Genomic DNA, 12,352 nt, shown 5'->3' with positions numbered 1-12,352 from the left:
AAAAGCAACCAAAAATGCAATCAAATTATATAACTCTAAAAGATTACATTTATCTTTAGACTATAAAATACCTAATAACGTGCATAAAAATGCAGCTTAATTTTAATCAATAATCTGTAGACGTATTTTAGGACGAGACATTTGAAAAAAATGAACAAATCGATAATAATTGTACTTCTGACTTTAATGATTTTTAGTTGTACAGATATTAATCAATCGGAAAATAAGATTGCGGAAATTGAAAATTTGCGTGCTGAAAATGATAGTCTTAAGAAAATTGTAGCGGAAATAAATAATAAATATGTTTTTGACAGCATAACTGTCAGAGATATTCCATCATACAAAAACACTTATAAATTGAATTCAAATATTACTGGCGAAATTGTTTTTGTCGGATATAATAATGACAAACAAAATACGAATGTAATAATGATTGATAGTATTTCTTATAATCCAAAGAAACTATATAATCCTGACTCACTGATTTTGAGAAATGGCGGATTTCATTACGAGAAAAAATTAGATACTGAAAGAATCTATTGGAAAGCCGAAATTCAAACTAAACATAAATACGGAAAAAAGTTTGAAGGAATTTTATCCAACACTGCACAAGTGAAAAAAAACTAATGGCAACACTGTGTACCTTGCCCGCCTGCCTGGCCGGTCCGGCAGGCGGGTAAAAAATGCTTATTTTAGTACCTAATCAAAAGGAAAGTGCGTGTTTGTTTTTCATCCAATTTTTGTTTTCCTATTTCTTCTATAAATTAATAAATAAAGGAAACCGTAGTAAGCAATTTTAAGGCAGGTTCCAATAAATTCAAAATAATATACTTACTATGACAGAGTTTTGGGAAGAAGCATTTAGAAACAAGAAGGACATGTGGGGTTTTGAACCTGCAAAATCCACTCTATTGATAAATGACTTCTTTATGGAGCAAAATGTGAAAAACATACTTATTCCTGGAATAGGTTATGGACGAAATGCTCAAATATTTAGGGATCATGGAATGACAGTAACTGGCATTGAAATTTCCAAAACTGCCATTGATTTAGCCCATAAACATTTTGGAAGTGACTTGATTATTTATCACGGCTCTGTAACTGAAATGCCTTTTGACGAAAAACAGTATGACGGAATATATTGTTATGCTTTAATTCACTTGTTGGACAAAAAAGAAAGAGAAAACCTAATACAAGACTGCTATAACCAACTATCGGAAAATGGGTTTATGGTTTTTACAACTGTTACAAAGGAAGCGCAAATTTATGGTCAAGGGATTTGTATTGACAAAGACAGATTTGAAATATTTGGCGGTGTAAAAATGTTCTTTTACGATAGAGAGACCATACAAGAAGAGTTTGGCAAAGCAGGACTATTTGAAATAACAGATGTGATGGACGTCTACCCCTTTTACCTCATAAAATGTAGGAAAGGGAATAAAAAAAAGCTTTAGCAACATGATAAAACATAACTAGTAAGTGTTAAACCAAAAAGTTTAGTGTTAATTTGCGACTAGATATTTTACATTTTAGCAGTCGTAGTCCTTTGGTAGGACTTTAAATAGAATTGATAAAAACATAAAAATTGGGTTTTGGGTCAATCCTGAAAATTAGCGTCTTCAAACACGTTAGTTTTCATCCACAAACCGATATAGCCAATTAAAAATGAACACGGTAAAAACATATCAAAAAGTAAATTCTGAAAAGGAGAACGTAAGTTTTGGGATATCTAAAATGGAAGATATCTATACAAAACGAAACGGGAAAGTTGACGAGCCACACAGACATAACTACTATACGGTTTTAATTATCAATAATGCGAAGGGACTACATAAAATAGACTTCAACTCTTACGAGCTATCAAACAAACAAATTTTCTTTGTTGCTCCTGGACAAGTACACCAAGTTATTGAAACAGAAAAATCTTTTGGGTTTGCAATGACTTTTTCTAATCTGTTTTTAGTGGAAAACTCTATTCCTTTATCATTTATTGACAGTTTGAATCTCTTTCAAAATTATGGACAAAGCCCACCATTATTCCCAGAAAAAGAACAATTTGATATTATAGAAGATTATGCAAAAAACATTTTTAAACTGTTTAACAGTGATGCAGAAATGAAGAGTTTATCTATCGGTTCATTTTTAAAACTCTTACTGATAACGTGTAATAATATTTGTGCCATAAACCCCATCGAATCGGATGTAGATACTTCTGGCGATAACCTAATTAGGGCTTTTAAAAAAGCCGTAGAAAACGATTATAAAAAAGAACATTCTACCACGTATTATGCAAATGGACTTTATATTACTCCCGACCATTTAAATCGCACCGTCAAAGCAAGAATCGGGAAAACTGCCAAAGACTATATTCAAGCAAGAATAATAACCGAAGCAAAAAGATTGCTCTATTTTTCGGATTTAGCAAATAAAGAGATTGCCTATGAGTTAGGTTTTAATGAGCCTGCAAATTTTAGTGCATTTTTTAAAAAACACACCCAATTATCACCTTCAGCTTTCAAGAAAAATGAAATTAAATCTTAATCGCAAAAAACGTAATAGATCTTCTATTACCTAATGGAATCATTTTAAAGTTTGCTGCTTCCTCGCCATTTTTATTTTCATGATGGCAGCGCTCTGCCTCAGCTTTAAAACAGACTGATTTTCAGTCAACTACATCAATGACCATATGTTTTATTGCATAATCTGGATTAAATATCGGATTTTCATACGTTTACCCCTTTTTTTCATATTCCACAGTCTTACAATCGGTTATATCTTTGTACTATACTTTTAAAGCAAAGAATATGGACCGTAAGAAATTTATTAAAAATGCCCTTTTAACAGGTGTTTTTGGTGCTATTGCTCCGCAAACATTTAAAGCAACCAATAGCAAACCCGTAAAATCAACTTACAATACATTGATGCAACAAGTAGGATTTAATCACCTGCCTGCCGATAGTCCAGGACAGACAGGTTTAACTAATAAAAACACACATACAATGAACACAGTAATTCACAAAGCAGAAACAAGAGGAAAAGCAAATCACGGTTGGTTAAACTCACATCATACATTTAGTTTTGCCAATTATCACAACCCAGAAAGAATGAATTTTGGTGTACTACGTGTCTTGAATGACGACATTGTACAAGCTGGAATGGGTTTTGGAACGCATCCACACGATAATATGGAAATTATATCCATTCCATTAGAAGGCGATTTAGAGCATAAAGACAGTATGGGAAATATAGCAGTAATTAAAGAAGGCGATGTACAAGTACTAAGTGCTGGAACTGGTGTTACCCATTCAGAATACAACAAGAACAAAGACAAAGAAGTTAAATTTCTTCAAATTTGGGTGTTTCCTAAGGAGAAAAATGTAACGCCACGTTATGACCAAATTTCCATTAGAGATATTGCAAAAGACAATGAATTTTATCAAGTGGTTTCTCCTAACAAAGACGATCAAGGTGTTTGGATCAATCAAGATGCCTGGTTTCATATAGGAAATTTCACAAAAGGAAGTATAGATGCGTACAAAATTAAAAAAGAAGGAAATGGCGTCTATGCATTCATTCTTGAAGGTGAAGTTGAAATCAATAATGAAAAGTTATCCAAAAGAGATGGCATGGGTGTTTGGGATACCGATTCCATAAGTGTAAAAGCAACAGAAAACGCACGCGTCCTTTTAATGGAAGTACCTATGTCCATGTAATTAAAACCCATTAAACCTATTCTATAAATTTAAATAAAACACCACATGGAACTAATCATAAAAGAACAAGAAAACAAAGGCTTTGCAATGGCTAGAGAGGATAATAAAAGAGCCGGATTAATGACCTATTCCATTGCAGGAAAAGACCATATTATTATCGATCATACAGAAGTTGACACTGAGTTTAAAGGCAAAAATATTGGAAAACAATTGCTCTACAAAATTGTAGAAATGGCAAGAGAAAAAAATATCAAAATTACACCATTATGTCCTTATGCAAATGCACAGTTTAAAAAACTAACAGACATTCAAGACGTATTAAAACACTAATAAATTAAATTATAAACAATTAAAAATTATAAAAATGAATAACAACACAAATTGGTCAATCGACAACGCACATTCAGAAATTGCTTTCAAAGTAAAGCATATGATGATTTCAACAGTAACTGGACATTTCGAGGATTTTCAAGCAACTGCCAAAACAAATGGTGAAAATTTCGACAATGCTACTCTGGAATTTAGTGCAAAAACAGCATCTTTAAACACTAAAAACAAAGACAGAGATACACATTTAAAATCGGATGATTTTTTTAATTCTGAAAAATTTCCTGAAATGACATTTGTTTCAAAATCTTTTAATGGTGATAAATTAGTTGGCGATTTAACCATCAGAGATGTCACCAAAGAAATTACTTTAGATGCCGAACTTAATGGTATTGCTGTAGATCCTTATGGGCAAACAAAAGCTGGTTTTGAAATGAAAGGTGAAATTAATAGAAAAGACTTTAATTTAACCTGGAATGCAGTTACAGAAGCAGGAAGCATTGTAGTTTCTGATAAGGTGAAATTGGAAATTGACGTACAATTTATAAAGCAATCTTAGTGTAAATTTGCACATATTTAGTGAGATTTAAAAGTTCAAAAGACTCATAAACTACACTAAGGATTAAAAACAAATTACGGTTTGGGTTCACGCTCAAACCGTTTTTTCTTTAAGCAATAAAATTATTGGTTGTAAAATCACTTTCTAGATATTCTGGCAAAGTTTTTGCAACCTAGATAAAACGACAAAATCAAACTTAAATTTTAAAAAATTAATTAAAAAAATGACAAAGAACATTTTAGCCCTTGGAGTAATTGCAACATTATTTTTAAATTCTTGTAAAGAAACACCAAAGCAAGAAAACACAGAAACAACCACAACAGAAACCGTTGAAAAAGTTGCTGACAATATGATAACAACAACGACAACCGATAAAAACGGAAATACATTAAACATGTCCTTTAATAATACCAAAGGAACTGTAACAATAAGTTTTAATGGGGAAACTAGCGAATTGGTTCAGGAAAAATCAGCATCTGGAATTTGGTATAAAAACAACCAATATGAATTGAGAGGAAAAGGAAACGATATCGAATTGAAAAAAGACGGGAACGTAGTCTTTGAACATCAAGACGATGTAGTAAATACATCTCTTAAAGACAACGAAGGTCGTACGCTAGACATGACCTTCAACAACACTGAGGGAACAGTTAAAGCCTATTTAAATGGTGGAGAACAGATTGATTTAGTAGCAGAAAAAGCTGCGTCAGGAATTTGGTACAAAAACGATCAATATGAATTAAGAGGAAAAGGTGAAAACCTCGAATTAACCAAAGACGGAAAAACAGTATTCAAAAAATAGAATTGCCATTAACCCCTTGCATAAATCGTACACAATAACCTGTTGATAATTTGACAAGTACATTAATTATGTTTATATTCATTTTATTATGAATCAATTACTTACGAAATGTGTTTTAGGGGTTTTATTTTTTTCTGGTAGTATGTTTTCTATAGCTCAAAGTATGGAACAAAAAGCCATTCCTCTTGAAGGAAATGCTAGCTTAGACAAGCTAATTTCGGCAGCTGCCAATAAGGAATTAGTACTGTTGGGCGAGGCTAGCCATGGTACCCACGAGTATTACTTATGGCGAGATAATATTAGTAGAAGACTGATAGCTGAACAAGACTTTGGTTTTATTGCGGTAGAAGGCGATTTTGCTAGTTTATATCAACTCAATCGCTATGTAAAAAATTTAGATGGTGCAGCAAGCTCCGCCAAAGAAGTTTTGTTAAAGCTCGACAGATGGCCAACTTGGATGTGGGCCAATGAAGAAGTTGTGGCCTTGGCCGAATGGCTCCGTAAGCACAATGACCAACTACCACAAGATAAAAAAGTAGGTTTTTATGGCATGGACGTATATGATGAATGGAATTCCAAAAAAGTAGTTTTAGATTTACTGAAATCAACATATCCGTCTGCTTATGTCTATGTAAAAGACCAATACAAGTGTTTCGAGCCACACAAAGGAGATAGCTGGAGATATGCACATGCCGTGGACGCTGGAAAAAAGGGTTGTGCTACGGCCACAAACAATGTGGTAGCTTATATTAGAAACAACCGTAATAGTTTTTCAGAACTTTCTGATGACACGTTTTTTTATTTGTTACAAAACGCGATTGTTGTACATAACGCCGAGGAGTTTTACAGGGAAAGCGTAGCCTCAAGAGGAAGTGTTTCATGGAACTCTAGGGTTCATCACATGCATGGCACCGTCAATGATTTATTGGATCTTTACGGTAAGAATTCCAAAGGAATAGTTTGGGCACACAACACCCATATTGGCGATGCAGAATACACAAACATGCGAAACACTGGCGAGAAAAACATTGGGCAGCTTAGCCGCAAAGGATTGGGCACCGATAATGTTTTCTTGATTGGTTTTACCACTTATGAAGGAAAAGTAATGGCAGGTCCAAGTTGGGGCGCTCCTATGAAGGAAATGACCATTCCACCGGCTGTTTCCAATAGCATTGAACATCAATTGAATCAAATCGACCTGGAACGTTTCTATCTGATTTTTGATAAAGAAGACCGCATGGAAAAAAACCTAAAGGCAACGGGTAATCGAGCCATTGGGGTCGTCTATAATCCTAGAGGAGACAAAAGACAATTTGTACCCACCATAGTTCCAATGCGTTACGACGCTTTATTCTTTTTCAAGAAAACCACAGCATTGCGAGTCTTGAAACCGTGAAATTTACAAAAACAGACTAATTTCTAATCCGAAAAATTAAGATTTATTTACATCTCACATGTTATACAAGCCAACAAAGAGGATTTTGAATTTATGAAGTCCTGGTTCGAGAAGCCCTCTGAAAAATAAATGATTGGAAGAATTATAATTACTAAAAAATAAAAATTCAATCCTTTCCTTCACCAATCAAACAAAAAAGCACTTAAATAAAATTTACTTCTATTTAAGTGCTTTTTAATGAAGGCTGAAAAGAATTTCATTTCCACCCTCCTATTCTTACAAACTTTTTTAATTAGATCTTGATTACTTTTTTTGTAATTTCCAGACCTTGGTTTTCTATGGAAATAACATAAACACCTTGAGATAAGAAAGAACTGTCCCAACTAAAAGACGTGTCACTTTGATTTTTGCTATAAACGGTTCTGCCCGTTAGATCGGTAACTTTAAAGGTGTAATTTCCTGTTACATTTTGAGGAAGTATTATGTTTAGCTGTTCCGAGAACGGATTTGGATAAATAGAGACGTTTGCTTCAACAACATCTTGAATCCCTAAAAACTCATTTATTTTGAAAGCCGGAGAAATTACTTGCTCCTGAATGTTTCCAACAGCATCTGTACATGTTACTTTTAGGTCGTACCAACCAGTAGCCGAATTGGTTGTTATACCTTCAAGAGGAGCTTCGTAATAATCGCCAAAAGCTTGCATTTGGAAATACTCCGGATACTCGGTAAGTAAAAGTTCTGTCCAATCATTTTGATGGTAAATACTATAGGAAACCGTTACATTATTTCCCGATTCATAGGCATAATATCCACTTGATCCATCAATTGAGGTATAGTTGAAATCTCCAGCAGCTAGTCTTAGGGTCGCTCCTTGGGCAGTGTCAAAAACACTAGTTACTTGGTTATCGGAATTTCGGAATTGTAAGTGCTGCAAAGTTGGTGGTGCATCGTCTTCATCTGCATTATAAATAATGGTCGTGGTGTTTTTTCCCTCAAGTCCATCCACCAAGGTATTGGCATTAGTCAGCACAATTTCAAATTGTCCGCCCGTTGGCAAATTAAACGTTTTAAAATCCTGATAGGTTCCTGAAAAAACAACACTCCCATTTTGTTTTACTTCAATTTGGGTTGCCAAATAATCACTTTCTCTGTTTTCTCCATAGCGCCCTTTACTTGTTGTTTTAAATTCATTGGGAGACACTTTAAAACCAGTAACCGTTATCGGAACATTGTCGCCTAATATTACAGAAGATGTTGTTGTATTATCAAAAGAAAATCTGGGATGGAATGAAAGTAAATGCATCACGTTATTGTCCAATACATAATAATCATCACCTAAAAAGGGAGCAGCATGTGTATTAGCAGATACGTCTCCAGAACCATATAAAACCCCACCGTTGTCATCTGAAAAAACTGGACTTCCTTTCGTATAGTATTCTATTCCGCCCGTCGTTGGACTATTGCTTACATAACGATCAATAATACCAGGAATCACCAACAAACCTGCTGGATCACCATCTAAAGGATTATTCAAGAAACCTCTAAAAGGAGCATCTCCAGAATCTATAACCCCACCAGCACTCAACGTCCAACCAAGCAATAAATTTCCATTAAAAGTAGATGCGACGAAGTATGCCGGAGCAACAGTACTACCAGCCGATTGAGTTGGTTGAAACAATTCCGTATGGTAGCTCCAATTCGCTGGATCGTTCTCTATAGAGACCGGCCCTTCAATTCCAGTTAGAGTTTGGTACTTACTAAAATAATTTCCTAATTCGAAGCCAGCGCCCATTAACGTTTGTAAAATTGAATAACGCTCACTCACATGACTGATGTAGAAATTCCAAACCGGGTCTGCTACACCAAAAGGATCAGTCTCAATATAGTAGTCACCAATAATTACGAGGTTTATGGGATTAAAATGAAGATAACGGTCAAAAAAGATATAACCTCCAGCTCCAGCCTCTGGTTCTAAGATTCCTCCGTTTTCGTTAAATGTGGTAATAGAAACATAGTTAACAGCATCGGCGGTATTCAATTCGAGACTGGTGTTTCCTTGAACGCTTTGCTGTTCTTTTATTACGATATGTGAATATGAATTACCCGATTCAAGAGCTTGAAACTCGGTCATAATATCATAAGTTCCATCAGGAATATTTACAACTATGGGATTTGTGCCATTATAATTGGCAGTTTGCATATAACCAGATTCGTTAAATATTAAAACGGACATTACATAAAATTGATTGGCATCAAAAACCAAGTTCATGCTCAAAGCGTTATTTGCTGCGTTTTCACTTCGTGTTGAATTCTGAATAGAAGTATGATTTTTCAGGAAAACTTTATTACCGTTTTTATCTAAAACTTTGGTGTAGCCAGCTTCATTAAAATGATGTTCACTTTTTAAACTAGCGTCTAAGGTACCTGTTATATGTTCTGAAAGCATTTGCTGTGCAGATAACGAAAATCCGCTGACAAGCCATAGAAACGTCATTATCCCAAAAAGATGGGCTTTTCTTGAAAAATAGAGCTTTTTCATAATTATTAAGAATTAGGATTAATAAAATAATTAAGATATAGAAATGCTTTTCATTATAGATAGAGTGAAAAGCGCAAAACTATCCATGTGTTGTTCATTGGATAAAAATTTCGCCTTTAGGTTACAAATCTGAAGTTTTAAAAAAATTGTTTTCTTGGGAACATGCACATTTTTTTTTGGGGAAGTCTGCATTGCGAGACCTAAATTTCATTAAGGCTGTGCGGTTTATAAATTTATATTCAACCTTGCTAATCGTATAAAATTAAATTACTACCAAAATGACGTTAAATATTCTCAATTTCGTTTTTATATTTAGTAATTTTACCCGAAAATCTACAAATTATTAATTATTAGTACTAAAAATTCACAAGAAAGCTATGTTAGGGTTTAAAATTTAGCTTTGTATTTAATATTACTTCTATTATGCGTAAGAACTTTTATATTTTATCAACTGCATCGCTATTGATAACGCTTGGATTAGCAATTTTTTTAAGTCCAAATTGGTATGTGCTTTTTGTAATTGTCTTAGCCTTAACTGTATTAGGATATTATGATGTTATTCAAACGCGACATACTATTATGCGAAATTATCCTGTACTAGGGAGATTGCGTTTTGTACTTGAAGACCTACGACCAAAAATGTATCAGTATTTTATTGAATCTGATATTGATGGCCGTCCTTTTAATCGTGTGGATCGTTCTACGGTATACCAAAGAGCCAAAGGAGTACGTGATACCATTCCTTTTGGTACCCAACTTGACCTTTATGCAGAGGGTTACGAATGGATTTGCCATTCCATCGCACCAAAGGCTTTTGATACCTTAAATCAAGATCCTAGGGTAATGATAGGTAACAAGGATTGTAAACAACCTTATTCCGCCAGTATAATAAATATATCGGCCATGAGTTTTGGAGCTCTTAGTTCCGCCGCCGTTGAGGCCTTAAATGGTGGTGCTAAAATTGGGAATTTTGCGCATAATACCGGAGAAGGTGGTTTAAGTGATTATCATTTAAAGCATGGTGGAGATTTAATTTGGCAAATCGGGACCGCTTATTTTGGTTGCCGAACTGAGGACGGGAAATTCAACCCAGAACTTTTTGCTGAAAAAGCTGCACATCCTAATGTGAAAATGATTGAACTTAAAATTTCTCAAGGAGCTAAACCTGGACATGGTGGAATTCTGCCTGCAGAGAAAAATTCAGCGGAAATTGCTAGAATCCGACATATTACACCTCATACTAGAGTTAACTCTCCCCCTTATCATTCCGCTTTTGATACGCCAATAGAAATGGTGCATTTCATTAAAAAACTTAGAGATTTATCTGGAGGAAAACCAGTTGGTTTTAAATTGTGTATCGGTTATAAAAGTGAATTTATTTCCATTTGTCAAGCCATGGTAGATTTGGATATCTATCCTGATTATATTGCAGTGGATGGTGGTGAAGGTGGAACAGGAGCTGCTCCGCCCGAGTTCAGTAATTATGTAGGCGCTCCATTAATTGATGGTCTTGACTTTGTTCATAACATTCTAAATGGACTAGATATACGCCAACATATTAAAATTATTGCGGCTGGTAAAATATCGTCTGCGTTTCACGTAGCACGTGCTATTGCTTTAGGTGCCGACGCATGCTATCAGGCTCGCGCCATGATGTTGGCATTGGGATGCATACAAGCATTACTGTGTAATACAAATAAATGTCCTACCGGAATCACAACGCAAGATCCTAAGTTAACAATAGGCCTAGTTCCTGAAGATAAAAAAGTACGAGTTGCTCAATATCACAAAAAAACCATTCAAAATTTTGTTGAACTTTTAGGCGCTACTGGTTTAGATGAACCAAAGAATTTAACTCGTACTCATATTTATCGCCGTATTTCATTGAATGATATGATTACCTATGAAGAACTTTTTCCATCTATAAAATTAGGTGCCATGCGCAATGGAGAGATTCCAGAAAAATATAAATTAGATTTTACTTTTTCTGATAAAACGCGTTGGGGAATTCATCCATAAATAGTCTAACTTATCTGTTTTTAGTCTATTATAGAAAACCATAACCCCAAAGAAGGTTATGGTATAAAACATACCAACTTTGAAAAGTCTATAGATTTTTTAAAGTTGGTTTTTTATTTGAAGACCTACGGCCGAGACATCGAGAATTACTACAAAGCTTCAGAACTGGAAAACACCTGTTTCCAAAACCTCTATCGTCTATCCCGATTGAAAAGAAAACAGTAGCCTAGCGTCCAAATTCCCATTCTAAAAAACACTGTAATTACGAGAGATAAATTACTAATTCGCACTACATTTTCTCACCTTAAAACTTTACTAAAAAACTTGATTCGAAGCTTGGTTTAAAAAATTCTAAAGTCCTTAAAATAGGAAAAGCCATTTACCCACCAAATAAGTGCAAACTTTTTTATAATTTACTCCGCAATTCCTTCTAAAGATTTATGAAAAGAACATTAGTTAAATTTCGAAACAGTGGGTTTCTAAAATTTTTAAGGAAACATGAAAAATATGCGCCTATCATTTTCTTCATAGGAGGCTTTATATTCGATTCATTAACGCTGGGCCGTATTGACCGTGTGTACGATTTAACCGTATTGTGTTTACACATGACCTCTTTGACCATTGCACTTTACCTCTATAATTTAGTGGATGATGGCAAATGGAAAAACACCTTCCTCGATCGATATCAGGACTATTTGCCCTTAGCCATTCAGTTTTTCTTTGGTGGCCTATCCAGTGCCTATGTTATTTATTTTTCTAGAAGTGTTTCTCTTTCAAAAACCATAGTTTTTTTTATTATTCTTTTGGCTTTACTCTTTGCCAATGAGATGCTTAAAAAACGAATTTCTAATAAGTATCTACAATTTGGGGTTTATTTTTTCATCAGTTTTACCTTTTTTACTTTTATGATTCCTGTTTTTATAAAAGAAATGAATACAAGCATTTTTATTCTTTCGGGTATTATAAGTTTAGCTCTGACCCTACTCTTAATAAC

10 protein-coding genes and 1 pseudogene are annotated in these 12,352 nt (G+C 34.3%); 10 read left to right on the top strand and 1 reads right to left on the bottom strand.

Features of this window, described 5'->3' with window-relative positions; genetic code table 11:
- The first annotated feature begins 150 nt into the window (after positions 1-150).
- The 8 genes from VKY47_RS08270 (at position 151) to VKY47_RS08235 (ending at position 6,797) form a co-directional block, all read left to right on the top strand.
- Positions 151-627, top strand: a complete 477-nt coding sequence (locus tag VKY47_RS08270; protein WP_324311941.1) for a hypothetical protein — start codon at positions 151-153, stop codon at positions 625-627.
- A 209-nt stretch (positions 628-836) separates the two neighbouring features.
- Positions 837-1,454, top strand: a complete 618-nt coding sequence (locus VKY47_RS08265; RefSeq protein WP_324311939.1) for a class I SAM-dependent methyltransferase — start codon at positions 837-839, stop codon at positions 1,452-1,454.
- 211 nt (positions 1,455-1,665) lie between these two features.
- The gene (locus tag VKY47_RS08260) at positions 1,666-2,541 is read left to right on the top strand and encodes an AraC family transcriptional regulator (RefSeq protein WP_324311937.1); all 876 of its coding nucleotides are present in this window, start codon (positions 1,666-1,668) and stop codon (positions 2,539-2,541) included.
- Between the two features lie 458 nt (positions 2,542-2,999).
- The gene (locus tag VKY47_RS08255; protein WP_324311943.1) at positions 3,000-3,713 is read left to right on the top strand and encodes a pirin family protein; all 714 of its coding nucleotides are present in this window, start codon (positions 3,000-3,002) and stop codon (positions 3,711-3,713) included.
- 45 nt (positions 3,714-3,758) lie between these two features.
- Positions 3,759-4,043 carry a GNAT family N-acetyltransferase gene (locus VKY47_RS08250; RefSeq protein ID WP_324311935.1) on the top strand — a complete coding sequence of 95 codons (285 nt, stop codon included), beginning with the start codon at positions 3,759-3,761 and terminating at the stop codon, positions 4,041-4,043.
- A gap of 34 nt (positions 4,044-4,077) precedes the next feature.
- Entirely contained in the window at positions 4,078-4,599 is a 522-nt protein-coding gene (locus VKY47_RS08245; RefSeq protein WP_324311933.1) for a YceI family protein, read from the top strand.
- 223 nt (positions 4,600-4,822) lie between these two features.
- Positions 4,823-5,401, top strand: a complete 579-nt coding sequence (locus tag VKY47_RS08240) for an MliC family protein (protein ID WP_324311931.1) — start codon at positions 4,823-4,825, stop codon at positions 5,399-5,401.
- 88 nt (positions 5,402-5,489) lie between these two features.
- The gene (locus tag VKY47_RS08235; RefSeq protein WP_324311929.1) at positions 5,490-6,797 is read left to right on the top strand and encodes an erythromycin esterase family protein; all 1,308 of its coding nucleotides are present in this window, start codon (positions 5,490-5,492) and stop codon (positions 6,795-6,797) included.
- A 292-nt stretch (positions 6,798-7,089) separates the two neighbouring features.
- Here the strand turns inward: VKY47_RS08235 and VKY47_RS08230 are convergent, their stop codons facing one another.
- Complete coding sequence (locus VKY47_RS08230) at positions 7,090-9,339, bottom strand: T9SS type A sorting domain-containing protein (RefSeq protein WP_324311927.1); 2,250 nt, start codon at positions 9,337-9,339, stop codon at positions 7,090-7,092.
- 423 nt (positions 9,340-9,762) lie between these two features.
- Between VKY47_RS08230 and VKY47_RS08225 the strand changes: the two genes are divergently transcribed.
- Positions 9,763-11,358, top strand: coding sequence for an FMN-binding glutamate synthase family protein (locus VKY47_RS08225; protein ID WP_324311926.1), 1,596 nt, complete (start codon positions 9,763-9,765; stop codon positions 11,356-11,358).
- Positions 11,359-11,798: 440 nt separating this feature from the next.
- Positions 11,799-12,352, top strand: a pseudogene (locus tag VKY47_RS08220) (DUF2914 domain-containing protein); the annotation flags it as partial.

This window comes from Xanthomarina sp. (assembly GCF_035306705.1).
Taxonomy (GTDB): domain Bacteria; phylum Bacteroidota; class Bacteroidia; order Flavobacteriales; family Flavobacteriaceae; genus Xanthomarina.
This window is presented reverse-complemented; position numbering and strand designations above follow the sequence as displayed.

Coding starts and splice junctions, on each gene's coding strand:
- VKY47_RS08270 (WP_324311941.1), top strand. CDS start 151: ATGAACAAATCGATAATAATTGTACTTCTGACTTTAATGATTTTTAGT.
- VKY47_RS08265 (WP_324311939.1), top strand. CDS start 837: ATGACAGAGTTTTGGGAAGAAGCATTTAGAAACAAGAAGGACATGTGG.
- VKY47_RS08260 (WP_324311937.1), top strand. CDS start 1,666: ATGAACACGGTAAAAACATATCAAAAAGTAAATTCTGAAAAGGAGAAC.
- VKY47_RS08255 (WP_324311943.1), top strand. CDS start 3,000: ATGAACACAGTAATTCACAAAGCAGAAACAAGAGGAAAAGCAAATCAC.
- VKY47_RS08250 (WP_324311935.1), top strand. CDS start 3,759: ATGGAACTAATCATAAAAGAACAAGAAAACAAAGGCTTTGCAATGGCT.
- VKY47_RS08245 (WP_324311933.1), top strand. CDS start 4,078: ATGAATAACAACACAAATTGGTCAATCGACAACGCACATTCAGAAATT.
- VKY47_RS08240 (WP_324311931.1), top strand. CDS start 4,823: ATGACAAAGAACATTTTAGCCCTTGGAGTAATTGCAACATTATTTTTA.
- VKY47_RS08235 (WP_324311929.1), top strand. CDS start 5,490: ATGAATCAATTACTTACGAAATGTGTTTTAGGGGTTTTATTTTTTTCT.
- VKY47_RS08230 (WP_324311927.1), bottom strand. CDS start 9,339: ATGAAAAAGCTCTATTTTTCAAGAAAAGCCCATCTTTTTGGGATAATG.
- VKY47_RS08225 (WP_324311926.1), top strand. CDS start 9,763: ATGCGTAAGAACTTTTATATTTTATCAACTGCATCGCTATTGATAACG.